At 55.9% G+C, this 26,331-nt stretch carries 28 protein-coding genes; 22 read left to right on the top strand and 6 right to left on the bottom strand.

Annotated features, from left to right (window positions below; genetic code table 11):
• The first annotated feature begins 3 nt into the window (after positions 1-3).
• The 17 genes from IDH45_RS00855 (at position 4) to IDH45_RS00775 (ending at position 16,119) form a co-directional block, all read left to right on the top strand.
• Entirely contained in the window at positions 4-1,506 is a 1,503-nt protein-coding gene (locus tag IDH45_RS00855; RefSeq protein ID WP_190923750.1) for a hypothetical protein, read from the top strand.
• A gap of 23 nt (positions 1,507-1,529) precedes the next feature.
• Entirely contained in the window at positions 1,530-2,168 is a 639-nt protein-coding gene (locus IDH45_RS00850; RefSeq protein ID WP_190923991.1) for a LysM peptidoglycan-binding domain-containing protein, read from the top strand.
• Positions 2,165-3,175, top strand: coding sequence for an XkdQ/YqbQ family protein (locus IDH45_RS00845; RefSeq protein ID WP_190923748.1), 1,011 nt, complete (start codon positions 2,165-2,167; stop codon positions 3,173-3,175). Before IDH45_RS00850 ends, IDH45_RS00845 begins: the two co-directional genes overlap by 4 nt.
• Positions 3,162-3,563, top strand: a complete 402-nt coding sequence (locus IDH45_RS00840) for a hypothetical protein (protein WP_190923747.1) — start codon at positions 3,162-3,164, stop codon at positions 3,561-3,563. Before IDH45_RS00845 ends, IDH45_RS00840 begins: the two co-directional genes overlap by 14 nt.
• Entirely contained in the window at positions 3,556-4,011 is a 456-nt protein-coding gene (locus IDH45_RS00835; protein ID WP_190923745.1) for a DUF2634 domain-containing protein, read from the top strand. Before IDH45_RS00840 ends, IDH45_RS00835 begins: the two co-directional genes overlap by 8 nt.
• A complete protein-coding gene (locus IDH45_RS00830; RefSeq protein ID WP_190923743.1) occupies positions 4,011-5,102 on the top strand; it encodes a baseplate J/gp47 family protein in 1,092 nt (363 codons plus the stop codon). The genes IDH45_RS00835 and IDH45_RS00830 overlap by 1 nt, the downstream gene beginning before the upstream one ends.
• Positions 5,103-5,106: 4 nt before the next feature.
• Complete coding sequence (locus IDH45_RS00825) at positions 5,107-5,724, top strand: YmfQ family protein (protein WP_190923741.1); 618 nt, start codon at positions 5,107-5,109, stop codon at positions 5,722-5,724.
• A gap of 4 nt (positions 5,725-5,728) precedes the next feature.
• Complete coding sequence (locus tag IDH45_RS00820; RefSeq protein WP_190923739.1) at positions 5,729-6,988, top strand: pyocin knob domain-containing protein; 1,260 nt, start codon at positions 5,729-5,731, stop codon at positions 6,986-6,988.
• 290 nt (positions 6,989-7,278) lie between these two features.
• Positions 7,279-8,508: a tail fiber protein gene (locus tag IDH45_RS00815; protein WP_190923737.1), complete on the top strand. Its 1,230-nt coding sequence runs from the start codon at positions 7,279-7,281 to the stop codon at positions 8,506-8,508.
• Between the two features lie 21 nt (positions 8,509-8,529).
• Entirely contained in the window at positions 8,530-9,117 is a 588-nt protein-coding gene (locus IDH45_RS00810; RefSeq protein ID WP_190923736.1) for a hypothetical protein, read from the top strand.
• Between the two features lie 488 nt (positions 9,118-9,605).
• A complete protein-coding gene (locus IDH45_RS00805; protein WP_223836273.1) occupies positions 9,606-9,836 on the top strand; it encodes a hemolysin XhlA family protein in 231 nt (76 codons plus the stop codon).
• Positions 9,837-9,840: 4 nt separating this feature from the next.
• A complete protein-coding gene (locus tag IDH45_RS00800; protein ID WP_190923734.1) occupies positions 9,841-10,167 on the top strand; it encodes a hypothetical protein in 327 nt (108 codons plus the stop codon).
• Positions 10,154-10,894 carry a DUF1906 domain-containing protein gene (locus tag IDH45_RS00795; protein ID WP_190923732.1) on the top strand — a complete coding sequence of 247 codons (741 nt, stop codon included), beginning with the start codon at positions 10,154-10,156 and terminating at the stop codon, positions 10,892-10,894. Before IDH45_RS00800 ends, IDH45_RS00795 begins: the two co-directional genes overlap by 14 nt.
• A gap of 257 nt (positions 10,895-11,151) precedes the next feature.
• The gene (locus IDH45_RS00790) at positions 11,152-11,565 is read left to right on the top strand and encodes an OB-fold nucleic acid binding domain-containing protein (protein WP_190923730.1); all 414 of its coding nucleotides are present in this window, start codon (positions 11,152-11,154) and stop codon (positions 11,563-11,565) included.
• A 630-nt stretch (positions 11,566-12,195) separates the two neighbouring features.
• A complete protein-coding gene (gene rocD / locus IDH45_RS00785; protein WP_190923728.1) occupies positions 12,196-13,398 on the top strand; it encodes an ornithine--oxo-acid transaminase in 1,203 nt (400 codons plus the stop codon).
• On the top strand, positions 13,395-14,324 hold the full coding sequence (gene rocF, locus IDH45_RS00780; protein ID WP_190923726.1) for an arginase: 930 nt from the start codon (positions 13,395-13,397) through the stop codon (positions 14,322-14,324). The genes rocD and rocF overlap by 4 nt, the downstream gene beginning before the upstream one ends.
• A gap of 136 nt (positions 14,325-14,460) precedes the next feature.
• Positions 14,461-16,119 (top strand): glutamine--tRNA ligase/YqeY domain fusion protein, encoded by a 1,659-nt coding sequence (locus tag IDH45_RS00775; RefSeq protein ID WP_190923724.1) that lies wholly within the window; start codon positions 14,461-14,463, stop codon positions 16,117-16,119.
• Positions 16,120-16,210: 91 nt separating this feature from the next.
• Here the strand turns inward: IDH45_RS00775 and IDH45_RS00770 are convergent, their stop codons facing one another.
• Positions 16,211-17,725 (bottom strand): family 16 glycoside hydrolase, encoded by a 1,515-nt coding sequence (locus tag IDH45_RS00770; RefSeq protein ID WP_190923722.1) that lies wholly within the window; start codon positions 17,723-17,725, stop codon positions 16,211-16,213.
• 134 nt (positions 17,726-17,859) lie between these two features.
• Here IDH45_RS00770 and IDH45_RS00765 point away from each other — a divergent pair, with 134 nt between their 5' ends.
• Complete coding sequence (locus IDH45_RS00765) at positions 17,860-19,221, top strand: sensor histidine kinase (RefSeq protein WP_190923721.1); 1,362 nt, start codon at positions 17,860-17,862, stop codon at positions 19,219-19,221.
• The gene (locus IDH45_RS00760; RefSeq protein ID WP_190923719.1) at positions 19,218-19,895 is read left to right on the top strand and encodes a response regulator transcription factor; all 678 of its coding nucleotides are present in this window, start codon (positions 19,218-19,220) and stop codon (positions 19,893-19,895) included. The genes IDH45_RS00765 and IDH45_RS00760 overlap by 4 nt, the downstream gene beginning before the upstream one ends.
• Before the next feature lie 159 nt (positions 19,896-20,054).
• On the opposite strand, the gene IDH45_RS00755 is transcribed toward IDH45_RS00760, so the two are convergent.
• Positions 20,055-20,774 (bottom strand): DUF6483 family protein, encoded by a 720-nt coding sequence (locus IDH45_RS00755; RefSeq protein WP_190923717.1) that lies wholly within the window; start codon positions 20,772-20,774, stop codon positions 20,055-20,057.
• A gap of 167 nt (positions 20,775-20,941) precedes the next feature.
• On the opposite strand from IDH45_RS00755, the gene IDH45_RS00750 reads away from it, so the two are divergent.
• Positions 20,942-21,574 (top strand): DsbA family oxidoreductase, encoded by a 633-nt coding sequence (locus IDH45_RS00750; RefSeq protein ID WP_190923715.1) that lies wholly within the window; start codon positions 20,942-20,944, stop codon positions 21,572-21,574.
• 124 nt (positions 21,575-21,698) lie between these two features.
• Here the strand turns inward: IDH45_RS00750 and IDH45_RS00745 are convergent, their stop codons facing one another.
• Entirely contained in the window at positions 21,699-22,019 is a 321-nt protein-coding gene (locus IDH45_RS00745) for a hypothetical protein (protein ID WP_190923713.1), read from the bottom strand.
• Positions 22,020-22,350: 331 nt separating this feature from the next.
• Between IDH45_RS00745 and IDH45_RS00740 the strand changes: the two genes are divergently transcribed.
• The gene (locus IDH45_RS00740) at positions 22,351-23,208 is read left to right on the top strand and encodes a DUF72 domain-containing protein (protein WP_190923712.1); all 858 of its coding nucleotides are present in this window, start codon (positions 22,351-22,353) and stop codon (positions 23,206-23,208) included.
• Positions 23,209-23,955: 747 nt separating this feature from the next.
• Here IDH45_RS00740 and IDH45_RS00735 read toward each other — a convergent pair.
• The 3 genes from IDH45_RS00735 to IDH45_RS00725 form a co-directional block, all read right to left on the bottom strand.
• On the bottom strand, positions 23,956-24,435 hold the full coding sequence (locus IDH45_RS00735; protein WP_190923710.1) for a nucleoside deaminase: 480 nt from the start codon (positions 24,433-24,435) through the stop codon (positions 23,956-23,958).
• Positions 24,436-24,628: 193 nt separating this feature from the next.
• Positions 24,629-24,814 carry a hypothetical protein gene (locus tag IDH45_RS00730; protein ID WP_190923708.1) on the bottom strand — a complete coding sequence of 62 codons (186 nt, stop codon included), beginning with the start codon at positions 24,812-24,814 and terminating at the stop codon, positions 24,629-24,631.
• A gap of 5 nt (positions 24,815-24,819) precedes the next feature.
• Positions 24,820-25,845, bottom strand: coding sequence for a DUF4062 domain-containing protein (locus IDH45_RS00725; RefSeq protein WP_190923706.1), 1,026 nt, complete (start codon positions 25,843-25,845; stop codon positions 24,820-24,822).
• A 173-nt stretch (positions 25,846-26,018) separates the two neighbouring features.
• Between IDH45_RS00725 and IDH45_RS00720 the strand changes: the two genes are divergently transcribed.
• Positions 26,019-26,306 (top strand): hypothetical protein, encoded by a 288-nt coding sequence (locus IDH45_RS00720; RefSeq protein WP_190923704.1) that lies wholly within the window; start codon positions 26,019-26,021, stop codon positions 26,304-26,306.
• Positions 26,307-26,331 lie beyond the last annotated feature (25 nt).

Here is a 26,331-nt window from a genome sequence, read left to right as displayed (position 1 = left end):
AGTATGGCCGATATGGCGGCTCGCGATACGATAGATCGGCTGCTCCGGTCTCAGGACCGGCTTCGGGAAAGCGCCGATCGCACGAGCGTGGCGTTTTACAGGCTGGAGCAGTATGCGCGGAGGGCGGCTTTGGCTGTTTTGCGTATGGTTGGGGCTAAGTTTCCTAACAACCCTAAAAACTCAATATCCATAAGTATTCAAAGTAGTGACAACAAAGATTCAAAAGATGATTTTACTGAGTCTGTAAAAAAAATGAATGAGTTACTCGAGAAGTTATCAAATAAGGATGAGAAAAGTAAATGGAAACAAGCGGTAGAAGTGGCGGACGATATATCTAAATTTACGGGTTACATTGGCGTAATAAACGATACTTGGGACATTGTAAATAAAACCAAAGAGATATTTAATAAAAATAAGTCCTCCAACGCAGCCCAACAAATAGTCTGCGTATGTAAATGCTGCTGCGATGACAAAAAAACGCCCCCTTCAGATGGCCCGGATCGCGGCAACAAAAGGTCCTCAGCTCGAAGAATTCCTAGAACCCGAACCAGAGGTGGAGACGGGGGGACAAGGCGCAGTCCGCTGGACAAATCTGCAGGTGAACGAACAAAGTCAAACTTACCCAGTAACAAGTCCACAGCAGAGGCCAATAAACCAATAGCGGACTCGGAGAAGAAGCCGCGTCGTAAAGCGGATGTAGTACCTTTTCCTACAAAGGCTGACACCACCCAACCACCTAAAATTCCAGAAGAAACACTTGGAGATAAAACAAAGCCGGTAACACCGGGGCCAAGTAAAGAATCCGACATTAAAGATAATCAACCAACAAATCTGGACGATAAAACGCGTCCGTCAACCTCTCCTGATTCCAAAAAACCGCCAGGTCCAGGGCCGGGATCGAACAACTTCGTGAGCGGTTCGGGGGGCTTTAAAGCTTTTGAAGGACTCAGCAAACTGGGAAAAAGCGCAATGAAATATTTAGGCGGATCGAATCCACTGGGGAGAACTGCGCTTGGGATGATGAGTATCGCAGCGGCCGAAGACAAAACGGCTGCGGTTGTCGATACGCTTGCCAGTGCAGGGGGCGCCACAGTGGGCTCGATCATCGGTTCGGCCATCCTGCCGGGTGTAGGCACGGTAGTAGGTGGAATGGTCGGAGGCTGGCTGGGTGAGAAAGCCGGGCGTTTTATAAACAATAGCGGTTGGTTTGGCAAGAAGAAAAAGGAGGAGGAGAGCGGTCCTCCTGTAAACTCTGCAGCGTTGTCTAGTCCGGCATCCAACCTGAGTTTATATCCCGCCTCCACACCCTTGCCGCCCCCCGGTCCAGGCTACCCGGCAGTCCCGAATAATACCGACCTTCCGGCGCCGACATACAACATCTCCGTCGAAGGGGTGCAGCTGAATATGCCGAAGGAAGAAATCGACGAGGAAAGCCTGGCCAGGAAAATCGGATGGGAAATCGTAAGCAAAATGAAGCTGGCTATGGATAACAGGGTGGCGACATGACAACCACAGTCAAATTGCCGGATATGGACATTTTTCTCGAAGACCCGACAGGACTCCAACTGCATTTCCCCGTAAACCCGCCGGAGATCAACATCAAGCGGGACAAAAGCTACGAAACGCTGACGCTTGCGTTGCAAGGCGAGTTCGACATTCCCGGCGGCGAGAAAATCAAGGAGATTTCGTTTTCGTCCTTTTTCCCGATCCAGCACGAGCCGGGCTACTGCCGAACGGCAGAGGTCCCGAATCCGCAGCATGCCATGAATCAGCTCAATACCTGGATGGTCAGCAGGCAGCCGCTGAGACTGATCATTACGAATACCGATGTGAACGTGCTCGTGATGATCGCCTCGCATAACAGCAGCTTCCGCGGCGGCGAGCCGGGAGATGTGTATTTTGACCTGACCTTTCGCACATGGCGAGAATATAAAGTCCGTTCCGTTTCCGAAATCGGCGGAGGAACCACTGCGGTCGAGCCCCGGCCGGACATCAAGCCGGTCCCCAAAACGTATACGGTCAAGCCCGGCGACACCCTGTGGGGAATCGCGAAACTCAATCTGGGCTCGGGCAGCCGCTGGAGAGAAATTTACGACGCCAACGCAGGTGTGGTCGGACCGGACAGCGACCGTATCTATCCCGGACAAGAGCTGGTGATGCCTGAATGAGCGAGCAAACAAGCCGGTTTTATGAGGTCATATTGGATAAACAGTACGCCTTGGGCGATCTCGTCGAAAGTTTGACGCTGGAGGAATCTCTGGACGAGATTGCTTACCGGGCGAGCGTAAATATGCGGCTCACGGCAGATTTTCCGGGTATCCGGCCCGGTCAGGAAATCCGCGTATCCGGCGTGCCGATTGGCGGTACGAATATGGTGTATCTGCTCCATCCGGGAGTCGTCTGGGAATGCGAGAACGTCTATGGGAGCTCGGACAAGCTGGCGGTGACCATTTACGATTCCACGATCTATTTGGCCAAGTCGGAGGACGAGTACTTGTTCCCGGCCGGGCAGACGGCCTCCCAAAGACTGGAGCGTTATGCGTCAGACTGGGGCATCACCTTGAATAACTTCGTCGATACGGCCGAGGTTCTCCGCAAAAACGTGTATCGTTCCCAACCCATTTATTCGATGATCCAAGCAGACTTAAAGGAAACCGCCCGCAAAGGCGGAGCCTTGTACCGTCCCCGGATGACGCCAAACGGGCTGGAGCTGTTCGAGATTGGCAGCGCTGAAGCGGTTTGGGCGTTGGAGCCGAACGGGAACATCGAATCGCTTACCCAGCGCAGGACGCTGGAAGGAACCGTGACGAAGGTGAAGGTGCTCGGCAACGAAAGCGACCCGGAAAGCGCGACAGAAGTGCTGGCGGTCGAGGAGGCGGATACCGACCAATTCGGCACGCTGCAAAAGGTCGTGCTGGACAGTACCCTTACAACCGTCAGCGAAGCGGTCAAAGCGGCGAAAGGTTTGCTGTCCGGCATCCAGGAGACGTTTAGCGTCACTTCTCCGGATGTCAACACGATCCGGGCGGGCGACAAAGTGGCGCTGATCGGCAGCGGAATGGAGCTGATCGTGACTTCCGTCCGGCACGAGCTCGGACAGCCCGGAAAAATGACGCTGGAGCTCGCTTCGTACGACTACGTGAAGAGGAGGTACTACTTGGATGGATCCATTTAAAAACCTCGCCTCTCTCCTGGATTTCCGGATGTCCGGGCATGCAGCCAGCGCTCTAAGCGGCGTCCCGTCCGAGCTGGGTACGATGACGGCGAGCGGACTGAAGCTGGACGGGTTTAAGCATGAGATCCAGGACTATCTGGTTGCAGACTGGCGTGCGACGCTGCGGCTGCCTGCATTTACGATGACAGGCACAGTTTCCGGGTTAAAAGACGGAGACGGCCGCGATGTGCAGGGCAGCGGCTCGTTTGCGTTTCAGGCTGCCGAGGTCGAAGAGGCGGAACTGATGTTCAAGAACGGCTTAAAGCCGGGCGACCGCGTCCTGGCCGTTCCCGTTGCAGGCGGTTCGGAAGCCGTCGTGTTGTGCAAGGTGGTGAAGGGAAATGCCTAATCTGTTTCCTAGCGGCTCCGGCGCCCCGGACGGGAAAGCCAATGAAACGACAAACGGAGCTGTCCGGTTCGGACGGAGCTGGCGTTTCGATTACGAGCGCGGCGACTTCGTCGTGACGCCTACCGGCAAGATTGCCGGCTCTGCCGAGACCGACGCCTGGATCGAATGGTGCAAGAAGGCGCTGCGCACCGAAAGATACACCTACTTGGCCTATTCGCGCAACTACGGCCAGGAATTTGACGGACTGATCGCCCGGAATCTCCCCCGCACCGCCAACGAATCGGAGATTGTGCGGATTGCGACAGAGACTTTGAAGACAGACCCGCGGACGGGAAGCGTCGGCGGTTTTTCGTTTACGTGGGAAGGCGATCGCTGCAGCTTCCAATGCGAAGTTACGAGCGTACGCGGGCAAAAAACAACGATAGACGGAAGTGTGGTGACAGCCTGATGGCGACATTGCCGAATTATTTGCAAGATCAGAGCGAAGAGCAGATTCTGCGCCGGATGCTTGACGCTTTGCCCTCCGATCTGGACAAGTCGGAGGGTTCTTTTATTTGGGACGCCGTCTCCCCGGCTGCAATCGAGCTCGCCCAAGCGGCGATCTGGGCCCAGGAGGCGCTGCGCCGCGGCTTTGCGGGCACTACGTTTGGGACGTACCTGGATTTGCGTTGCGAGGAGCATGGGGTGACGCGTAAACCCGCTGTCCGGTCGACCGGCCAAGTCATTTTCAGCGGAAAGGCGGGGGCGACTGTACCTGCCGGAACGGTAGTGGTGACGCTGGCGGACCCGGTAACCGGAACGCCTTCGATCTCATTTGCCACGAAAAGTCCGGTTACTTTAAATGGGCAGGGAGCAGGCAGCGCAGCAATCGAAGCGGTTCGTGCTGGAAAAGAAGGCAATGTGCCCGCCCTTGCGATCAGTCTATTAGCGTCGTCCGTGCCCGGGGTAACCAGTGTTCGCAACGAAATCCCCACGACGGGAGGACAAAACACGGAGGATGACGAGTCGCTTCTCCAGCGTTATCTCGCCAAGGTGCGCCAGCCGGCAACATCGGGCAACGTGCACCAATACCGGCAATGGGCGATGGAAGTGCCGGGGATCGGGGATGCCCAAGTATTCCCGCTCTGGGACGGCCCCGGAACCGTAAAAGTAGCCGTAGTGGACGCGGATCGTCAGCCCGTCGGTCCGCAAACGCTGGCCGAAGTAGCCGCTTACCTGGAGCAGGTCCGTCCGATTGGAGCGAATCCAACCATCGTGTCGGCAACGGCAAAGCCGATATCGATTGCCGCAACGGTTACGCTGGCTGCCGGGTTTACGATCCAGAACGTAGTCGATGCCTTCTCTGCGGCTATGGTTGATTATTTCAAGGAAACGGCGTTCACCTCTTCGTATGTGAGCTACGCCCGGATCGCCACGCTTCTGCTGAATACGCCCGGAGTGACGGACCACACAGGCCTAGCCCTCGATGGCGGAACGGCCAACGTGCCGCTGGACGCGGAACAAATACCGGTTCTTGGAACTGTGAATTTGGGGGTCTAGCCGGATGTCATACGAGCATGACGTATACAAAGTACTGACCTTTAGCGAGCTGGCTGACGGGGACGGTCAGGAGGGGATTTCGCTTCCCGACCTCATGCGGATAATTCCGGAGTACTACCGGAACAGCAGAGTGATGAAGGCGATTCAGTCGGTGGATGCAGCCGAGCTTGGCCAGCTTCGGTTCGCCTTGGATGAAACGCTGAAGCAGTTTTTTGTGGATTCGGCGACGTGGGGGCTGGACGGGTGGGAAAAGGAATTGGGGCTCTCTACGGATTCCGCAAGTCCTCCTGCGCGAAGGCGGGAGTTAATCCGTGCCAAGCTGCGGGGAACCGGAACCACAACGAAGCGAATGCTCATTGAAGCAGCCGCTTCATTTTCCGGTGGCGAGGTTGAAGTGATCGAGTACCCGGAGGAGAGCCGCTTTGAGGTTAAATTTGTCGGCGTGAAAGGGATACCGTCCAATATGGCCGGATTTATCCGGATGCTGGAGGACATTAAGCCGGCTCATTTGGCTTATTCGTTCGCCTACACGTACACCACATGGGGCAATTTGTTATCGCTTCATTGGTCGGATGCCGTCTCAAAAACCTGGAGCGAACTGCGAACCTACGAAGGAGGGTGATGGGATGCAACTGACGCCGAATCTGAACTTAAAAAAGCCGGAAGGCACGGACGTTGTTGATATTGCCGATCTGAACGAGAATACGGATAAATTGGATACGGAGGTTGCCAAACTAGCTTCCACTACCACCCCCGGACGAATGTCTGCAGCGGACAAAACGAAGCTGGATAACGCTACTAACGCAGCGACAGCCTCCACGCTGGTGCAGCGGGATGCTAGCGGCCGCTTTAAGGCGGCGGCACCGGCGGCGGCTGATGACGTGGCGCGTAGACAAGAAGTCACGGATCACGCCGATTTAAAAGCGACTACAGGTGGGGGATATGGACATACAACGCTGGTCGACTCCACGAGTAGCGTCGCTACAGACAAGGCAGCGACGGCTAATGCGGTCAAGCAGGCGTTTGATCAAGCGAGTAGAGTTGCGGTTAATATTTTACCTATCGGTATGAACTTGGACGATGTTATAGCTCCGGGATTCTACCGTTTACAGACGTCACACTCTAACAATCCTCATATTGCTTGTGAATACGGGAATATGCTTGTAGTTCGTGGAGGTTCTGACACAATCACACAACTTGTTTTTGCGTATAGTGATCCAACGTACACGTACATACGTTGCGGTAATCCTCCGCAGGTAAGTACACCTACGGGATTATACTCTGCGTGGGCTCCGTTAGTTACATCGAAAGGCACAACATTCATAGGGAACGTAGAGATGTCCCCCGGCACTGGACTGTACCTCGGAAACATGGTCGGTCTTGTGGGTAAGACAACGAATGGAAGCAATACGCTACTGGCCCACGTAAATGATCAAAATGTTTCCATATTTGGAGGGATTGGAATACCTTCCGGAATCCATTCGTCAGCAGTTCCGACGTGGTACAACGGAGCAGTTATGCGTAATCTTATTCATGATGGGGGCGGCCAAACAATCAATGGAATTACCACTTTCGGTAATATTACCGTTAATGGCCTCGGTTTGTTTGCTGGAGCATCCGGGGAAATGGAGGCGGTAAGTGGTCAGACAGTAACTCTTGAAGTACGCAGCAATAGCACAACCTCTGATGCCTTTATGTCATTTCATATACCGAATAATTTCGCCTGCCACTTCGGTCTCGATGCGAATACCCAACGATTACAAATAGGTGGCTGGTCGATGGGCACTAACTCCTATAAGATTTGGGACCAGCGAGGATTATTCGTATCTACTACGCCTCATGCAAATCCGCAGGTTGGCGACATTTGGATCGACACTTCAACGTAAGAAGGATCGCAACAATTGACTCGACCTGAAGATCCAATGCATATATTGGTCTTCCTCTTCCTAGCTCGGCTTGGCAGCCAGTTATACATGAATGACTTTGCAAAGGGGAACAGTCAACGAATACAAGTAGCGGTTTCCCCGTTCAATCAAGCCATATCGTGGTTACCTTAGTAATGACTCTTCCCGTAACGGTGGGATTAATCCCTACATCTTGGGGGTGTTGCCGCTTGAATGGTCAGCGCCAGCGCATAATTTGGAACGTACTGCAGACATAGAAGGAGGCTGATTGGATGCAACTGACGCCGAACCTGAACTTAAAGAAGCCCGAAGGCACAGACGTCGTTGATATTGCTGATCTAAACGAAAATGCGGATAAATTGGATACGGAGGTTGCCAAACTTGCTTCTACTACCGCCCCAGGACGGATGTCCGCAGCGGACAAGGCGAAGCTGGACGCCGCTACGAGTGCAGCGACAGCTTCTATGATGGTGCAGCGGGATGCCAGCGGCCGCTTTAAGGCGGCGGCACCGGCGGCGGCTGATGATGTGGCGCGTAAACAAGAAATCACGGAGCATGCCGATGTAAAAGCAACTACAGGTGGGGGATACGGCCATACAACGCTGGTCGATGCGGTGAACAGCACAGCGACGGATAAAGCGGCTACGGCGCGGGCGGTTAAAGAGGCGTTTGATAAAGGTGCGAATGCGGTGCAACCGGATGCATATGTACCTCCCGGTTCCTCATTAAACGACGTCATCGAATCCGGCTTCTATCGCCTCCAAGATCCCCATCCGGATGCGCCTCCACAATATGGCCACGGTCAGATGATTGTTTGCAGAGGTGGGGATACGATATTTCAGATCGTGAAGTCATACAACAATTCCGCGATGTACGTTCGCAGCGGTAACCCTTCTGCAACGGGAGGAACGGGCTCTTGGACACCATGGTACGCGATTATGACTTCGGATGGAGGGGCGTTCACTGGCTACGTAGTCCATAGTGCAGGAGCGCGTATAGGAAAGGGCGCTGCTTTGAGTGGTACGAAGAGTGATGATTCTACCGAGAATATGATTTTTTTAGATCAAAATGGCGGTGGCACAGTAATTACCGGAACACCGAATATTCCATTCGGCGTGCACTCATCTGCTACGCCGACGTGGTGGGATGGCACGGTTGTGCGGGAGTTCATCCATAGCGGCGGTGGGCAAAATATTTACGGAAGTCTCGTCGTAACTGGCGCAGGGAGTATATTCGCAAACAGCGGTACATTCTATCTCGGAAACCCAGCGTCAGGTTCAACGTTAAGCGGACCACATACCATAATGAACATTTACAGCAACAGCCTTCGATTCTACGAGTCCGGAGGCAGCAACAGAGGCATATCGCTAAATTTAGCAGAGTGTTTGCCCGGAGCAGGATCTGTTATGTGGCACTCGCAAAACTCGCATAGAGTATCCGTGCAAGCTACCGCTCCTACTCCGCTACAAGTCGGCGACGTCTGGATCGACACATCAGCTTAACGAAGGGAGGCATCGTAAGCAATGCCGCAAATGAAATGGTGGAACGGATCCTCTTGGGTCGTTCCCAAAGCGGTTCGAACGTGGGATGGATCACAATGGGTCGAACGTACGAAGATGAAGTTTTGGGGAGGAGTTTCGTGGGTCGACGTCACTGTTAAGCCGGAACTTTACCTGCTCCGCCAAGGACTCATCGTTGACCCGGCGGTCCCATATGCTCCGGAAAAATACGGCGACGCGAACATATTCCACGAACCTGCAAATGTTATATATGGACGCTCGCTAAGCTTGTTTGCTAACGATGGCGGTGTGACGCGGCTCACGTGGAACCTTGGCAACGTTAATATGAGTTCTTATAAACGTCTTAACATAATGGTATACGCGCGTGACGACAGAGACGGCGGAGAGTGGCATTTACAAATTAATCGTGATTTTTCGATTCACCGACAAATTATTGAATCATCACGCTATCCGTCGCCATCAATGCGGACTCTAGGCGTTGATATTGCGCTAACCGGAACGTCGGCCAAAACAGGCATAACTCTATACAACACCGCGTACTCCGATGGAATGTCGCAGCTATACGTAAGAGACCTTTGGTTCTCGACGTAAAACTAATCCGAAAGGAATGACGTAAATGAAGCTCCAACACATGATGTATACAGAATCAACGGGTGTCCCGAGCAATCGGGGCTATCTTATTTGAAGATTAGGGGACGATAGCAATAGCAGATGCCAAATATAATGCATTACTCCCGCGTAGTGGTAGGATCATCCGAGAAGACTTCAGCAGGGTTAATGAGGCAGACTTGCTGGAAGCCATATACACAGTCTTGAGTTGCGTCGACGGAATGAGCGTCAGGTTGACTGTCAGCACGTTTTCTGAATAGAAAACACAAGCTAGTATTTGTTGTAGTCAAGGAAGAGTAAGGCATCTTTAAGGGGCCGAAAACGAGCAGCCGCTAGGAACACAACATCTTCTAACTGTAACTACAGAAGAAAGAGGTTACCTTGAAAAGATTACGTCACACCACACAAGCCCCGAGCAATCGGGGCATTCCATTTAACCTGCCGTAAGGGGTGAAGAGGAGGCGATTCGATTGCCAGTTGAAACCCAAGAGCAGATTATAGAAAGGTTAGCGCGCGTTGAGACAAAAATCGATTATATGATGAATGCCCGCGACATCGCTCAGGAAGCGCTCCAATCCACCAAATCCGCCCACCAGAGGCTAGACCGGCTGGAAAAAATCGTGTACTGGGCGGCGACAACGATTATTGGCAGCGTGATCATTGCAGTTCTGGCAATGGTCATCAAGACGAAGGGGGAGTAACATTGTGCCAGACACCCAACTATTTACCTGGCAAGCCCTGCTGACCATCGGCGGGGCTTCTTTATTGACCTTCTACATCGTGCAATATACCAAAGTTCTAATCGACCGCATCCTGCAAAAGTGGCGGGTGCCCACGGATCTGTATGCCGTGCTGGTCGCTTGGATCGTGTTGCTCGCCGCCCAGTTTGCGATCGGGGTACAAGTTGCCCACGACTGGCGGACATACTTTCTGACGTTCGCCAACGCTTTTCTCGTAGCGGCTGCCGCCGGGCAGATCCAAAACAAATCCATTCATCCCCCCGGAGGTGAATCCACCAATGAAAGGACTTGATTGCGCGACGCCGCTCCAACAAGCTTCGGCCGAGGCTTTTGCCCGAGACGGCTATCAATTTGCTTGCCGATACCTCGTCCCGACGGGCTGGAAGCGGCTGACCCGCGAAGAAGCCGAGCTGATCTCCGAGGCGGGGCTGCAGGTCATCTCCGTCTTCGAGATGACGGCCGACCGGGCGCTTGGAGGGCGAGCGGCGGGATTGGCTGACGGGGCGACTGCGCTTCGAACCGCTCACGCGATCGGGCAGCCGGAAGGCAGCGCGGTTTATTATGCGGTAGATTTCGATGCAACCACCCATCAGATGCCCGTCGTGATCGACTACATCCGCGCCGCTTCCGAAGCTTCTCCCGGATATTTGACCGGGGTGTACGGTTCCTACCGTGTGATCGAGGCTGTCCGCGAAGCCGGAGTCTGCACCCGCTACTGGCAAACGTACGCCTGGAGCCGAGGGCATAAAGCGGAAGGCATCCATCTGTATCAATACCGCAACGATATCGTAGTCAACGGCGTTCGAATCGATCTGAACGATTCCTACGGAGACGAAGGAGGGTGGAGTACAGTGATGAGATATAACTTGAAAGCGGAGGACGTGAACGAAATGATCGAGCGTTTCCTCAGCCACGAGTTCGATCAGGCCTCCCGCGAAGACAAAATCCGCCGCAATTACTTGGCCAACGAACTGCGGAAAGCGTCCGGCCAGCCCGAGCAGCTGTACATTCCCGAATAACGCCGCCGCATTCCAGCGCTTCGCGGAAACCGCACGTTCAGCATCTTCGATGGAACACGCATCGACCCATCCCTTGAAATCGCGCACCACATAAACCGCCACCGATTCACCCCCTGTCATCGCGTCTGCAAGCTGCAAACCCGCCTATGCACCACCGTTAGCAAAATATTTACAAAACTTGCGATTCACGATAACAATCGGTGGTTAAGCTAGAAGCATAGTCCGATAAGCGAACAACGCTTAGGAGGTATGCATTCATGATCCGAAAAGTCCGGATATGGCTGGCCCCGATTCTGATGATTGTTTTACTCATCGCCCACGAGACGGTTCAGGGACAATTCGACGACACGACAGCAGCAGACCGGATCCTTCATGCCCAACCGGATGAGGCAGCTAAGCCGATGAGCTTGCCGTTGTTGTCGATCCTCGAAGCCAAGGATTTGCCGGGCCACACCGTTACGATAAAAGGAAAAGTAGTGTCCGTACCTACTCCCCAAGCGAACGGCTTCTGTCAGTTCGTTGTGGAAGACGAGACCGGCTCGCTGCTTTTGTCCACGAAGGCGGCTTCGCTCCAAGTCGGCGATATTATCCAAGTAACCGGCAAATTGGGCATCTCGCCACAATCCGCCCTGCTGAGAGCGGATCGGGACGATATCTTCCTCATTCGATAGCAGCTCCCATAGTATTCTCCCTCATAAAAACTGCCGGACCTATTCGTCCGGCTTTTCGTGCTTCCTTCCCGAGGCCCCCTTCAGTAGTCACCGTTTCACGACTGTTCCCTCTGTTCCGCATATCCGTACCCGAAGCAGTTACACCGCATATACTGTGTACATAAACTCTGCATCCGAAGGATACTCCCCCGCTTCCTGAGAATCCAAGCGGAGAGCCCGGATGAATGCCGTAGAAGCGAAGCGTTCACATTTGGTTCCCGGATTTTCACCATAGATGCTTCCATCCAAAAAATCCGGGAACAACGGCGATCGAAGGCATCATCCGGGCTAGGAGCGGACCGCCATTTCACCAGAGCCCGCAAGGATTGCATTTACACTTATATTAAACAGCTGCATCCGAAGGATACTCCTTCACTTCCAGTGAATCCAAGTGGAGAGCCCGGATGAATGCCGTAGAAGCGAAGCGTTCGCATTTGTTCCCGGATTTTCACCCTAGAAGCTTCCATCCAAAAAATCCGGGAACAACGGCGATCGAAGGCATCATCCGGGCTAGGAGCGGACCGCCATTTCACCAGAACCCGCAAGGATTGCACTGGAACAGCTTCACCACCACGGAAAGGGGCGAGCAGCATGAGTTCCAACCATTCCGCCATGGACAACATTCGAAGATACGGCGCGAACAACTATAACCCGCTTCCCGTCATGCTCGTGAAAGGAGAGGGCGTATGGGTAGAGGATACGCAGGGCAAGCGTTATCTGGACATGCTGAGCAGCTACTCCGCGCTGAACCACGGGCACCGGCATCCCAAGGTGATCGCCGCCCTCCGAGAGCAGGCGGACCGCCTTACGTTAACCTCCCGCGCCTTCCACAGCGAGCCGATCGGCGCCTTGTACGAGAAGCTGGCGCGGCTGACCAGCAAATCGAAAATCGTGCCGATGAATACCGGTGCCGAAGCAGTCGAAACCGCCATAAAAGCAGCTCGTCGATGGGCTTGCGATAAGAAAAATATCCCCGACGGGCAAGCCGACATCATCGTATGCGAAGGCAACTTTCATGGTCGCACCGTGACCGTAACGTCCTTCTCGACCGAGCCGGCATACCGAAGAGGATTCGGTCCGTTCACACCCGGCTTCACCACCATCCCATACGGCGACGCTGCGGCGCTGGAGCAAGCGATTACGCCACACACGGCCGCCTTTCTGGTCGAGCCGATTCAAGGCGAAGCCGGAGTCATCGTGCCGGAGGAAGGGTATTTAAATAAAGCCGCTGCCTTATGCAAACAACACAACGTCCTGCTTATGGCCGACGAGATCCAGACTGGCTTCGGCCGTACCGGCCAGCCGTTCGCCTGCGACTGGGAGCACGTCGTCCCGGACGTCTACATTCTCGGCAAAGCGCTCGGCGGCGGCGTATACCCGGTGTCTGCGGTAGCGGCGGACAAGGACGTGCTCGGCGTATTCGACCCGGGCTCCCACGGTTCCACCTTCGGCGGCAACCCGCTGGCTTGTGCCTGTGCCGTAGCGGCGATCGATGTTTTCGAGCAGGAACAGCTGGCGCAGCGCTCCCGGGAGCTGGGCGATCATGCGATGCAGCGGCTTCGCTCCGTCCAAAGCCCCATCCTGCGCCAGATCCGCGGCAAAGGCTTGTTCATCGGGCTGGAGCTGACCGTCGAGGCAAGGCCGTACTGCGAGCGGCTCATGGAACAAGGCGTGCTGTGCAAAGAAACGCATGCGACCACGATCCGGCTGGCGCCACCGCTGACGATCAGCCGGGAGGAGCTCGACTGGGGCCTGGACCGGATCGAGCGCGTGTTGAAAGGAGCGGTCACATGAACCCGAATATATGCAAACAGATTTCCGTATTGGGCGTCCCGATGGACCTCGGGGCCGACCGGCGCGGAGTCGATATGGGGCCCAGCGCGATCCGGTGCGCGGGTCTTGAGGCCAGACTGGAGCAGCTCGGCTACGCCGTTCAGGACGAAGGCGACCTCGTGGTCCGCAGAGCCAAGGCATACTCGAGCACGCTGCCCGAAACCAATATGAAATATGCGTACGAGATCGTCCGGGTGAATGAGGAGCTGGCGGAGAAAGTCGCAGCCATAACGGCGGCAGGAGACTGGTTCCCGCTCATTCTGGGCGGAGATCACAGCATTGCGATCGGGACACTCGCCGGGGTGACCCGGTACAAGGAGCGGATCGGCGTCATCTGGTACGATGCGCATGGAGACGTCAATACCCCGGACACCTCCCCGTCCGGCAACATTCACGGCATGGCGCTGGCTGCGGCGCTCGGGTTCGGGCATCCCGCCTTGACCGGAATCGGAATCGGCAGCGGCGGCGTTCCCCGCATCGATCCGCGCAACGTCGTTCTCGTAGGCGCTCGGTCGCTCGACCCGGGCGAGCGTATCTTTTTGAAGCAGCACGGGGTCACCGTCTACACGATGCACGAGATCGACCGGATCGGCATATCTGCGGTGATGGAGCAGGCGGTGCGTCTCGCATCCGCCGGGACGGAAGGCGTTCATCTCAGCCTCGACCTGGACGGACTGGACCCGGAGGACGCTCCCGGAGTAGGGACCCCGGTGCCCGCCGGCATCAGTCTGCGGGAGAGTCTGCTGGCCATGGAGATATTATCTGCTTCGGGCCTCTTAACCAGCGCCGAGTTTGTAGAAGTCAATCCGGTGCTGGACCTAAGGAACAAGACAGCCAAGGCGGCCGTAGAGCTGATCGCATCCCTGCTCGGCGAAACCATCATGTAAACGCTGCCAATCGCGACCTCCATTCAAATGAGGCAAAACCCGGCCGTTCCAGTATAATTTTCCTCCGGTTTTGTGTATGATAGAGAGATAATCTAGAGCGCGCCCCAATCGGCGAGAAGGGAAGGTAGACGAGGAGATGGAGCCGAAGACGGAATCATCGAACTTTATCAAAACCATTATTGCAGAAGACATGAAAGAGGGCCGGACCGCGCAAGTAGTCACCCGGTTTCCGCCCGAGCCGAACGGTTATTTGCATATCGGCCACGCGAAGGCGATCTGCCTGAACTTCGAGCTGGCCGACGAATTCGGCGGGCGGACGAACCTGCGCTTTGACGACACGAATCCGGTTAAGGAAGATACCGAATACGTCGACGGCATCCTGAACGATATTCGCTGGCTCGGCTTCGAATGGGAGGAGCTGCATTTCGCTTCCGACTATTTCGAAGAGACGTACAACCGGGCCGTCCTCCTCATCCGCAAAGGACTGGCCTACGTGGACGACCAGACGCCGGAGGAAATGAGGCTGGCTAGAGGGACGCTGACCGAGCCGGGCAAAGACAGCCCGTACCGGAACCGCTCCGTCGAAGAAAACCTCGACCTGTTCGCCCGGATGCGGGCCGGCGAGTTTCCGGACGGGGAGAGAGTGCTCCGCGCCAAGATCGATATGGCTTCGCCAAACATCAATATGCGCGACCCGGCGTTGTACCGGATCATCCATGCGCATCATCATAAAACCGGAGACGCTTGGTGCATATATCCGATGTACGACTTCTCGCATCCGATCGGGGACGCGCTGGAGGGCATCACCCACTCGCTGTGCTCGCTCGAATACGAGGACCATCGTCCGCTGTACGACTGGGTCATCCGCGAATGCGAGATGGAGCACGTCTCCCGCCAGTACGAGTTCGCCCGGTTCAACATGACCAATACGATCATGAGCAAGCGTTACCTGAAAATGCTCGTCGATTCCAAAGTCGTCGACGGCTGGGACGATCCGCGGATGCCGACGATTACCGGATTGCGCAGACGCGGGTATACGGCCGAAGCGATCCGCAGCTTCATGCGCGAGGTCGGTGTGGCCAAAGCCGTGTCTACGGTAGACTCGCAATTTCTCGATCATTTCCTGCGTGAGGATCTGAAGCTGAAGGCGCCCCGGACGATGGCGGTCATTCAGCCTTTGAAGGTCGTCATCACGAATTACCCGGAAGGCCAAGTGGAGATGCTGGACGCCGAGAACAATCCGGAGAATGAAGAGATGGGCACCCGGCAAATTCCATTCTCCCGGGAAATCTGGATCGAGCGGGACGATTTTGCGGAAAATCCGCCGCCGAAGTACCATCGCCTGTTCCCGGGCAACGAGGTGCGTCTGAAGCACGCTTACTTCATCAAGTGCGAGGAAGTCATCAAGGACGCGGACGGCAACGTCATCGAGATTCATTGCACATACGATCCGGAGACGAAAAGCGGCAGCGGCTTTACCGGGCGCAAGGTGAAAGGAACGATCCATTGGGTCGACGCGACAAAGGGCATTCCGGCGGAATTCCGGTTTTACGAGCCGCTTGCGCTGGATGAGAAGGTCGATGCCGATACGCTCCTGGAGCGTCTCAATCCGAACTCGCTGGAGGTTCTCGGCGGCTTCGTTGAGCCGGATATGGCTTCCGTCCAGCCGCAGGACAAGTTCCAATTTTTCCGCCACGGCTATTTCAACGTCGATTCCAAGCATTCCGCACCGGGTAAGCCGGTGTTCAACCGCATCGTGTCACTGAAAAGCTCGTACGATCCGGGCGCGAAATAAAGCCCGGCCAAATAACAAAGAGCCTCCGATGCCACTGACTGTGTGGCGGGAGGCTCTTATTTGCTTGCACGCGAAGTTTACCGCTAACGGCTTAATCCGAAGACGCCGGAGGAAGAACGAGCCGGAGCAGCATCAGCACATCGTACCGGTCAAAGCCGGGCAAGCCGTTCACGTCCGGGTAGCCGGACGTAATCGTCCCGATCAGATCGTCGATATGAATGCCGTCGTCGTCTTCGTACGCGGCCCGCAATCCGTTCTCCTGAACGACGGGGATTTCCAACTGGATCACTTGGTTCTCTTCGGCATCCTCCAACGCTCCGGGCAAAATGCTGATCGTGAACGGGCTGCCTGCCGCAACCGGTTGTGCCAGTGTGACGAACACCTGATGAATCTCGCCCGGCCCCTCGCCAAAAGAAACCGATTGGACGGTCGTCTGCAGTCCGTTTAGTTTGATCGACTCCAGAGGAATCGGGCCCGTGTCGGTGTACAGCGCTTTTTTGGAATACAGCTCAAGGGTTCGCCCATCGCCTCTAAGCAAGGCGTATCCGATCGGCTGTACCGCAGGAGGACGGCGGATGGTAAAGGAGTACGAGTTTTCCCCAAGACCGTCATCCGAAGCTGTCGTAATAAGCAGGCTCGCTCCCGGCTCGGATTCGGGGAGATGGATGATCATTTCCTGAATGAGAGGGCCGGAATCGGAATACGTGCTGTTCGTAACGGTATACGCCGCGCCGCTTACGGTTAGCTGCGAACGTCGGTCGGCCACGACGAGGCGCAGCGGCAGCTCCGTCGCTCCGGAAGGTATAATCCAGTCGTACGAGCCGTAGGGGCTGTCCGCTGCAACCAGAAGTTCGCCAACTGACGAGGAGGCGTGAAACGGCCGAGCAATCGTGACGTTGTCGATCTCTTGGGTACTGACCGCATCGCCGGTGCTGGCGGAGAAGCCGATCCCGCTAAACCGTCCGTCCAGTTGGCCGGAGTAATCGATCACCGGATCGCCGTTCCAGACGACCTTCACACCGTCGTTTCTGACTTGAACCGTGACATCGTGCCACTGATCCAAAGCGATATATGCCTGATCTATATAGGCTAAACGGGGAGACGATTGTTCAGGGTCGCAGCAATGCACCGGGGTGTTGTGGAACAACGAGACGTTGGGACTATACTCGGCATGCTCGTAATTGGCCCAGGTATCGAATTCGACCCCGTATCCGCTGCCCACCTCGAATCCCATCCCTCCGCCTTTGACCGGAAATTCGTTTTTCTCCTTGTTGAACATGAAGACGATTCCGTCGGCCGTTCCGTATGGGGACGGATCCGTAATCCGGAACTGAAACGATACGTCATAGGGCGGGGCGATGTTTTGCTTCAGCCAGATCGTTCCGACCTGATCCTGAAGCGAGGACGTCAGCCGCAAGCTGCCATCCGCTAACGCAGACGCGCCCAACATGCTCCACAATCCCGATTCCGATTCGAACCTGTCCTCGATCCATAATTCGCTCCCGGAGCTTGCGGGACTTTCCGCATATACCGGCACTCCTGCCCACCCGATTCCGATACATGCCGCGAGCAAGATCCGGAGCCACACACTTCCCGATTTGACCAAGCCGTTCTCCCCCTACTACCGAATCCAATACTATTTCTAAATTTATTATACTTGCTTCCTATAAGGGGGGAAAGAATTCCGTGGTATAATATTGTCGGAATGGGTATTGTTTGCGTGGGAGAGGGACAACGATTATGCTGTTTGTGCTTATAGCTTTATGGAGCGTAGCTGTCGTGCTGCTCATATCGGACTTTAAGAAAAGCTCGATCCGCTGGCTCAGCGGCGTTGCTTTTTGCGGCGGCTCGGGGGCCTTGTCGGCTTTGCTTGGTGATACCTTGATACCGCTGGCCCTGGCGAGAGAAGCGGGGGCCGGACTTTTGGATGTGATGGAGGGGCTGCGTAAGCTGTCCTCGCTGCTCCAATATTACGGATTGCCTTATACGTTCGTTTTGTTCGCGGTAAGCTACAACCCGCCGTCCTGGCTGACCCGGCGGCGTAATATGTGGCTGGCGCTTGCGTTACTGCTGCCAATAGCGCTTACCATGCTGCTCGTCCGTCCGATTCACCCGATACCATTCCGGCTGACGGCCGCATGGGCGCTTCCGTACGCGGCATTCGGCTCACTGTGGATCGTATTCAAGCGGCAGACGCATGCAACGACGAAGCTGAGCGACCGGTTGACGATTCTTGCGATCGTCCCCGCGGTACTGCTTTGTGCGGTGATGAACTATGTGCTTCCAAGCTTCGGTCTTTTTGAAATGTGGCGGTACAATACTTGGATTATCGCATTTGCGGTGCTTGTGTTTACGATAGCTATATTTAATTACGGGTTTCTGGGCGTCCGCGTCCTGATCCAGACCCGCAAGCTGGATGTGTCTATCCGCGCCGTAACGTCGGGAACCGCCGTGTTGAACCACGCGATCAAGAACGATGTCGGCAAAATGAAGCTGTTCGGCGAGAAAATACGCGCCTACGCGGAGCGGACGGATCAGCCCGAGCTGGCCGCCGATATTAACGTCGTGCTTGCGGCATCCCGGCACGTGCAGGAGATGATCGCCCGCGTGCAGGACCAGACGCAGGAGCTGGCGCTCCGGCCGGGACGGCACCGTCCGCTCGATATGCTGGAGGCGCTCCGCGATCAGCTCGACACAGGCAATTCGAACGTCCGTATCCACCTCGGGGTTCCGGCGGACATGGAGCTGCTGTGCGACCGCGCGCAGACGGTGGAGACCTGGAACAATGTGCTCTCCAACGCGATCGAGGCGATGCCGGGAGGCGGGGACATCTTTGTGAAAGCGTACGAAGTGAAGCACCACACGGTGTTTGAGATCAAAGATACGGGACCGGGTATGGATAAAAAGCTGCTCAGCCAGGTAATGGAGCCGTTTTTTACGACAAAGGGAGAACGCCGGATGAATTTCGGGCTGGGGCTGTCGTATTGCTACCAGGTGATGCGCAAGCACGGCGGCACGTTTGATCTATACAGCCAGCCGGGGAAAGGCGTTACGGCGGTTATGCGGTTTCCGAAGAAGAAACAAAGGGGCGGAAGACGATGAACGACATACGCGTACTCATCATCGAAGACGATCCGGATTGGCTCCGCGGGCTGACCGCTTATCTGGAAGCTCAGCCGGGCCTGCAGATCGCGGGCAGCGCGGGCACGGTTGAAGACGCTGCCAAGGCGATCCGCGAGCTCGAATACGACGTGGTGCTGATGGATATTATGCTGGCGGACGAGGTGGCGGGCATCAATCTGGCTCAGGAAGTGCTGATGAGCGGGAATCATGCGAGAGTGCTCATGCTGACCTCGATGGAGCTGAAGGAGCTGATGTTCGACGCGTTCCGCGCGGGAGCGGCCGATTATTTGATCAAATCGGACTTTGAACGGATTCCGGACGCGATCCGCGACGCCTACCGGAACGAATCGCCGATTAGCGCGGCCGCAGCCGCACAGATGCGGGAAGAATTCCGGAGGCTGAAGCAGTTGGAAAAAACCTACGAACAGAAGGAACTGAAGGAAAAAATTACGCCTTCCGAGCTGCAGGTTCTCGAGATGATCGATAATGGCATGCCGCAATCGGCCATTGCCGACAAGCTGGTCGTCTCGATCCGGACGATCAAGGTGCATGTCGGCAACGTGCTGAAGAAGATGGGCGGCGGCAGCAGCAAAGATGCGGCCCGCAAAGCCCGTGACCTCGGGTTGTTCGAGAAGCGCGAGGACGGGAAGTAAAGCATCAAGGAATCAGCGAATGGCCTTGCCTTGAGAAGCGGCTTGGGGCAAGCGAGCGGGAGGAGCCGACTGCAACCGGGGATTATCGGGCGGCTTGGCCGGTGACGCTCCAAGTTGCCCGCCATAGGCAGGGAGGCAGGCAGGCGGGAGGGTGGGTTCTCAGATTTTCCGATCCGCGAGCGTTTCCGCTCTGGCCTGCACCTCCGCCAGCCCGTCGCGCACTTCGCCGATCGGCAGCCGTCCGGCTTCGAGTGCCTGCTCGTCCGTCTCCAGCAACCGCTCGTAGAAATGACAGGCTTCGTCCAGCAGCCGGATATAGGCGGTACGGTCGAAGCCCGGGGCGGCATTCTCCGCTTCTTCCCGGGAGTCATCCAGCAGCTCGAACAAGACGTCTTCCGCATCCGCGTATCGTCCTGCAGAGCCGTAGTACGGCCAGAGCAGCTCTTTCGTACCGCGCGGGAGCTCGTAGTGGCTAAGCCGCTCAACCAGCTCCTCGATCTGGCCTTGCGTATCCCATCCTTCCACGTTCGGATGATCTTTGTGGGCAATCAGTGACAAGTTCAGCGCCTTCAGATTCAGCCGGTACTCGTCGTCCGGCTTCTCCAGCATGCCGCACAGCTCGGCTTCTTCCTTAAGCAGGCCGGCGATCAAAAACATTTTCTCCGAAGCGGACTCTCCGTCCCGGCTGAGCAAATCAACGAGATCGCGCTCGGATAAAGCGCGGACGAGACCGGGATTGATCCCGAACAGCCGCTTGTACGTTTCCCCCACCAGCTCCATCGCTTCCTGCGGCTTAAGCTGCTTTTTCATGCCTAGTATGGCGCCGATCGAACTGCTGATCTGCTCGATCAGACGCATGATGTAATCGCGTTGAAACATCCCCTGCACACCCTCCTGCCCGTGAATATTCGTTTTATCGTCTACTATACGTTTTTACTATACCATACGTTTCCCCTTGGCCCGATTTCGGTTACACTATCGGTAAAGCCCGGCCGAGCTGCTTACGGTTTGCAGCCGAGCAATCCATCAAGAGGAGTGGATAGCCGATGATCATCGATATTTTTCAAGATAACGTATGTCCCTGGTGCCGGATCGGCATGGCAAATTTATTTCGGGCGCTCGAAGAATATAGCGGGGAGCCGGTGACGATCCGCTGGCGGGCGTATATGCTCGATCCGAGCGTGCCGGAGGAAGGCCTTCCATTTATGAGCACGATGAGGCAAAAGTACGGGAAGCAGTTTTCCAAAGAAGGGAAGATCAGCCGGGTTGTCGAAGCGGGAGCCGCCGCAGGCGTGAAGTTCGATTTCGACAAGGTCGACATGATGCCGAATACGAAGCTCAGCCACCGTTTGATCGCGATCGCGCCGGATTCGGCGAAGATGGACCTGGTTGAGGCGATCAACCGGGCGTATTTCGAAGAAGGCCGGGACATCGGCAGTCGCTCGGTGCTGCTGGAGATCGCCGAAGAGAACGGGCTTGCGTCTGCGGAACTGGGGGAACGGCTGGATCGCGGCGAGGGAGAGCGGCAGGTGGAGGAGGACTTCGCCATGGCGAGAAAGATCGGCATATCTGGGGTTCCGTTTTTTATCGTGGGCGGGAAGTTCGGGCTGTCGGGAGCGCAGCCGCCGGAGTCGTTTCTTAAAGTGTTTCGGAGACTGGAGGAGCAGGCGGACAAGTAAGGGACTGCCCGGAAGCGGCGGAAACGCAAAAAAAAGAGGCCCCGTACCAGAAATGTCGGGAGGGCCTCCCTTTTGTATGCCTGTATGGTTGTATGCGTATAGGGTTAGTTAGCTGTGTCGGTTGTTACCACTGCATAGCCCGCGCGTCCCGTTCGAACTGCTCCAGCAGAATGTTAGCCCGTTCTACGTCCTTTTTGTGAACGTACAGCTTAACGGTCGAGTAATTCCCCCCGTTCAGGTTGTGCTGCGCGGTAATCCCAGCTTGCTCGGCGACTTCGGACTGAATCCGGCATTTGACGTTGTTCGATTTCAAATAAGCGCATTTTGTCTCCAGCTCGTCAGCATTGCCTCCGCTGGAGGCGAGCACTGTCTTCCATCCCGTGCTGCGGACGGCAAACAATCCGATCACCAATAGGGCCGCTACAATCATAATCATCCATCCCATGCTCCTGCACCACCTTCAAAAAATTTGTCGGTACTGAAGTTTCGCCGGCTAACGATTACGGTCGTCCCTGCGTGCCTCCTGCACGCCTGATTGGGCGGAGAGCGTGCTCCAGCTGACCTCGGCGCCTTGTCGGATCGCATGCGGGCAAGCGCCGGGGCGTCCTTGCACATGCCCTCTTACTTCCTCTTTAAACCGATCCCTGCCCTTTGAAACCGGGTCTGCCCAAAAAAATCTTGCTGTCCTTGTGGTACAATAGAAGCGACAGCTTGTATACTCGTCCGGAGCTTCGAGCGAGAGGGGGGCGCCGGTTTAAGGAGTCAAGGAGAAGGTTATGATTCGAATCGGACTTACCGGTTGGGGCGATCACGAAGCGTTGTATCGGAACGGTACGGCGACGCCTGACAAACTGCGCGTGTACGGGAAGACGTTTCCGATCGTCGAGGTGGACAGTTCGTTTTACGCCATCCAGCCGGAGCGCAATTATGAGAAATGGGCGCAGGAGACGCCTGTGCATTTCGGATTTATCGTGAAGGCGTATCAGGGGATGACCGGGCATCAGCGAGGCAAGCCGCCGCACGATTCGGAGGAGTCTCTGTTCGCCGCTTTTCTGGCTTCTATCCGACCTTTGCGGGAAGCGGGGAAGCTGAAGGCGGTGCTGTTCCAGTATCCGCCCTGGTTCGATTGCACGCGGAAGCATGTCGAGACGCTGCGCCAAGCCAAGCAGCGAATGGGCGACGTGCCGCTTGCGCTCGAATTCCGCAACCGCACCTGGTTTGAGCCGGAGATGCGAGAGCGTACGCTTGCGTTCATGGAACGGGAGAGTTGGGCGCACAGCATCTGCGACGAACCTCAGGCGGGAATCGGCTCGGTGCCGATCGTGCTTGTACCTACGCATCCGGAGCTGACGGTCGTCCGGTTTCACGGGCGCAATACGGAGGGCTGGCACAGCAGCGGCGAGCCGAATTGGCGGGATGTGCGCTATTTGTACCGTTATAACCGGGAGGAGCTTGCGGAGTGGGTGGAGCGTCTGCGTTTGTTGCAGGAGGGAACCAAGGAGATATGCGTGCTATTCAACAACAACTCCGGCGGGGACGCAGCGTCGAACGCGCTGGAGCTGGCGCAACTGCTGAGACTGGACTACCCGGAGCTTCCAACGCCTCCCGTCCAGCTGGACTTGTTTGGGGAGTAGGCTGTGGCTATAGGCTTTCGGCGCTTGGTCAAGTGTAGTCGGTTATTGTTATGAGCGTAGGGCACAGAGCGCAGAACACAGAACACAGAGCGCAGAACACAGAACACAGAACACAGAACACAGAACACAGAACACAGAACACAGAACACAGAACACAGAACACAGAACACAGAACACAGAACACAGAGCACAAAACACAAAACACAAAACACAGAATACACGCTCAACACACACAACGCGTACCACGTTAACACATAGTACATATTGTAGCCTGGACCGGTGGGATTAAAGCCGATCGTGCGGAGCGATGCGAAGACCCGCATCGCGTCCATGTGCAGTCAGTCTCCTTATATGGCACGCCTATAAGAGGTTTTTGAGACCGCTATTTCGTGAAAAACCGGCCGGTCCAGCAAAATAGAGGATGTTTGGAGCTTTTATTATCGGCGAAAGATCGGATATTGCATAATTGCCTCAATATAGCGGCTCCAAACATCTCTTATTTACTCCAAACCAGCGAGCGGATGGACAATAAGAGTCTCTAAAGACTCTAAAGACTCTAATGATCGCTAGTTGTAGCTCTGCCCCACACTGCTCGGCCAAGCTCCGGGTGGGCCCTCCTTGGCCGCCACGCGAGAGGGTTTCTCGCTGACACGGTTCCGCAGGTGGCAGCCTGCCGACCGGCCGCGGGCCGGAGAGCGGCAAGCGCATGCCGTTTGCGCGAGCCGCGCCCCCAGCCGCCCTGCCTGCTCAGTACTCCGTCTTAATCGTCGACTGGCACCACAGCTCGAACGGATTCGCCGCCGACGGGTCGGGCTCCAGCCGGATCATTGGAAGCCGGCGCTCTTCGAGCGGCTTGGCGATCTCCTCGTAGATCAGGCTGTCGTCGAATCCGGCTGCGGCCGCATCGGCCCGGTCCAGGGCGTAGTAGACGGCGCGCACCCTCGCCCAGTACAGGGCGCCGAGGCACATCGGACACGGCTCGCAGCTCGTATACACGTCGCAGCCGGTTAGCCGGAAATCGCCCAGGCTGCGGCACGCGTCCCGGATCGCCTGCACCTCGGCATGGGCCGTCGGATCGTTCGCCGAAGTCACCTCGTTGGCTCCGCGGCCGATGATCCGCCCGTCCTTGACGACGACGGCCCCGAACGGTCCTCCCCGCTCTCCTTGCGCATTGCCGCACGCCAGCGACAACGCCTCCTTCATGAATGCTGCCTCCGTTTTGTCCATAGCCCCCAACCTCCGCTACTCTGAATAAGTTCTTCCATTTACCCTATGATCCGCCTACTGTAACATGACTTATGCACGGACCGACTCCTCTCCTGGAAACTGAACCGATGACGACCCGGCCCCAAACGAAAAAAAGAAAAAAACCTTCACCCCGATCCGGGGCGAAGGTGCAGGAGCGTCCCGCGTGTGCCGCTCAAGCTTTCATCTTAGCGAACGCATCGCGGGGATGCAGGAACGAGGTGGGCACGGACGCCAATTTCTTGAACACGATGTCGCCCTTCAACACGGAAGGCCCGCTCGTATATACCGCTTCCCGTTCTTCTTCGATCCTTTTCTTGGCGCGGACCGCCTTCTCCGTACCGTTCGGCCGTTTTGTCATCGTACTCACACCCTTTCCAGAAATAGTGCCAGGATGCCGAGCAGCACCTGGTTTTTATGAGTAACCTCGTCAAGCACCATCCGGGAGTTGAAAGCGCTCCGGCTTTGCTTCTCCAGGAAGCAGTGCAAAGTGACGATGTAATGCTTCGAAATGGGTATGCAAATAATATATTCACGAAACCCGAGTTTCTCAACTTCAAATAATTCCGTTTTTCCGCTTATATACGTCTGGCACACATAACTCGTCGTATCGCCTACCCCGAACGATTCCTTGCCGCCCACATTGCCTGCGCTGCCCAGCTTGACCAGACGTTCGCCATCGGCCGACAGCTTGTACAGCGTCGCCCCGGTCACCTGACTGAGCTGGATCTGCACCAGATGGTTGCGGATTTCTCCGGTCTGCAGCTCCTGGATGAAGACCGACAGCACTCTCGCATAATCGGGAGAGGCGTGCTGGCTGTTCTCCATCAGCGACACGAAGAACCGGTTAGCGCTCTCATAAACCTTGCTTGTCCTCATTATATCATGAACGTCGAGCGGATTCAGTCCGGTACGCACATAATTTTTGAGTAAAATCGACAATTGGGCCCGAATATAGCCGAAAGCGTCATCGGCATTGTCGAACGGCTTGACGTTGCGGGCAAAATGGCTCGACACTTCGTCGATAAACTGCTTCAGCTGCGGCTCTAGCGAAGGGGAGTCGTCCTGATACAAGATCCAGATCCGATTCATCACGATAACGAGCACGGGCTTGCGCGCCGCGAGGGCATGCCGGTATTCCGCATGCGTAATGCTGATGCCCCACTCGGATACGATGCTTCCGTAGCGCTCCCCGATGACAAGAACGTAAACGTCCGATTTGTCGATTTCTTCGAGACAGCTCTCTATAATATTGCCGGACCCGGTGAAATTAAATTCGATCGATTCCGAGGCTACGGCCTTGTGGCCGAGCGTCGATTCGATTTGTCCGGCCAGGCTAGCCCGGACGAAATGCAAGTCGCGTATAGTCGAGCTGATGAAAATGCGCAGCAATGCGATCCCTCCCACCTGATTACATCAATTTGACGAAGAGGGTGTTTTTTCCTGCTTGCGGATGTAGTGCGGGATTCCCATTTTGGGTATAAAACCGGCCCAGACTCGTCATAGTAAGGACGTAAACCCGCGTAAGAAGCAACTGATTTCAACCCGAACCGGAGGAGACTTGCATGAGCAAAACCAGATACGATACGAGCCTGCAATCGCAAAATCCGATCTCGCAGGCGCAAAACTCGGTAGAAACGGTACATAACGCCGTGTCCCAGGCGCAGTCGCATCCGAATGAGCAGACCATCTCGCAAGCGGAAAATGCGATCGCCAAAGCCGAGCGCGCGATCGACCAGGCCGGTTTAAGCCTGAATCAGGCTCCGGTCGAGCTGGCCGAGGAGATGCTGGCCCAAGAGAAGCAGGAGCTCAGCGCCTTGCGTAACAGCGAGCAGGCGAATTCCGAACGGTAGGATGCCAGAGTAAGCCCGCAGGACG

It is taken from the genome of Paenibacillus oceani (genome assembly GCF_014705615.1).
Lineage (GTDB): Bacteria > Bacillota > Bacilli > Paenibacillales > NBRC-103111 > Paenibacillus_AB > Paenibacillus_AB oceani.
This window is presented reverse-complemented; position numbering and strand designations above follow the sequence as displayed.

Excerpts from the sequence above, each read along its gene's own strand:
- IDH45_RS00730 (WP_190923708.1), bottom strand. The coding sequence starts at position 24,814 with ATGACAAAACGGCCGAACGGTACGGAGAAGGCGGTCCGCGCCAAGAAA.
- IDH45_RS00810 (WP_190923736.1), top strand. The coding sequence starts at position 8,530 with ATGCCGCAAATGAAATGGTGGAACGGATCCTCTTGGGTCGTTCCCAAA.
- IDH45_RS00795 (WP_190923732.1), top strand. The coding sequence starts at position 10,154 with ATGAAAGGACTTGATTGCGCGACGCCGCTCCAACAAGCTTCGGCCGAG.
- IDH45_RS00855 (WP_190923750.1), top strand. The coding sequence starts at position 4 with ATGGCCGATATGGCGGCTCGCGATACGATAGATCGGCTGCTCCGGTCT.
- IDH45_RS00845 (WP_190923748.1), top strand. The coding sequence starts at position 2,165 with ATGAGCGAGCAAACAAGCCGGTTTTATGAGGTCATATTGGATAAACAG.
- IDH45_RS00825 (WP_190923741.1), top strand. The coding sequence starts at position 5,107 with ATGTCATACGAGCATGACGTATACAAAGTACTGACCTTTAGCGAGCTG.
- rocF (WP_190923726.1), top strand. The coding sequence starts at position 13,395 with ATGAACCCGAATATATGCAAACAGATTTCCGTATTGGGCGTCCCGATG.
- IDH45_RS00720 (WP_190923704.1), top strand. The coding sequence starts at position 26,019 with ATGAGCAAAACCAGATACGATACGAGCCTGCAATCGCAAAATCCGATC.
- IDH45_RS00760 (WP_190923719.1), top strand. The coding sequence starts at position 19,218 with ATGAACGACATACGCGTACTCATCATCGAAGACGATCCGGATTGGCTC.
- IDH45_RS00750 (WP_190923715.1), top strand. The coding sequence starts at position 20,942 with ATGATCATCGATATTTTTCAAGATAACGTATGTCCCTGGTGCCGGATC.
- IDH45_RS00790 (WP_190923730.1), top strand. The coding sequence starts at position 11,152 with ATGATCCGAAAAGTCCGGATATGGCTGGCCCCGATTCTGATGATTGTT.
- IDH45_RS00735 (WP_190923710.1), bottom strand. The coding sequence starts at position 24,435 with ATGGACAAAACGGAGGCAGCATTCATGAAGGAGGCGTTGTCGCTGGCG.
- IDH45_RS00765 (WP_190923721.1), top strand. The coding sequence starts at position 17,860 with ATGCTGTTTGTGCTTATAGCTTTATGGAGCGTAGCTGTCGTGCTGCTC.
- IDH45_RS00755 (WP_190923717.1), bottom strand. The coding sequence starts at position 20,774 with ATGTTTCAACGCGATTACATCATGCGTCTGATCGAGCAGATCAGCAGT.
- IDH45_RS00850 (WP_190923991.1), top strand. The coding sequence starts at position 1,530 with ATGGACATTTTTCTCGAAGACCCGACAGGACTCCAACTGCATTTCCCC.
- IDH45_RS00835 (WP_190923745.1), top strand. The coding sequence starts at position 3,556 with ATGCCTAATCTGTTTCCTAGCGGCTCCGGCGCCCCGGACGGGAAAGCC.
- IDH45_RS00740 (WP_190923712.1), top strand. The coding sequence starts at position 22,351 with ATGATTCGAATCGGACTTACCGGTTGGGGCGATCACGAAGCGTTGTAT.
- IDH45_RS00775 (WP_190923724.1), top strand. The coding sequence starts at position 14,461 with ATGGAGCCGAAGACGGAATCATCGAACTTTATCAAAACCATTATTGCA.
- rocD (WP_190923728.1), top strand. The coding sequence starts at position 12,196 with ATGAGTTCCAACCATTCCGCCATGGACAACATTCGAAGATACGGCGCG.
- IDH45_RS00815 (WP_190923737.1), top strand. The coding sequence starts at position 7,279 with ATGCAACTGACGCCGAACCTGAACTTAAAGAAGCCCGAAGGCACAGAC.
- IDH45_RS00745 (WP_190923713.1), bottom strand. The coding sequence starts at position 22,019 with ATGGGATGGATGATTATGATTGTAGCGGCCCTATTGGTGATCGGATTG.
- IDH45_RS00840 (WP_190923747.1), top strand. The coding sequence starts at position 3,162 with ATGGATCCATTTAAAAACCTCGCCTCTCTCCTGGATTTCCGGATGTCC.
- IDH45_RS00830 (WP_190923743.1), top strand. The coding sequence starts at position 4,011 with ATGGCGACATTGCCGAATTATTTGCAAGATCAGAGCGAAGAGCAGATT.
- IDH45_RS00820 (WP_190923739.1), top strand. The coding sequence starts at position 5,729 with ATGCAACTGACGCCGAATCTGAACTTAAAAAAGCCGGAAGGCACGGAC.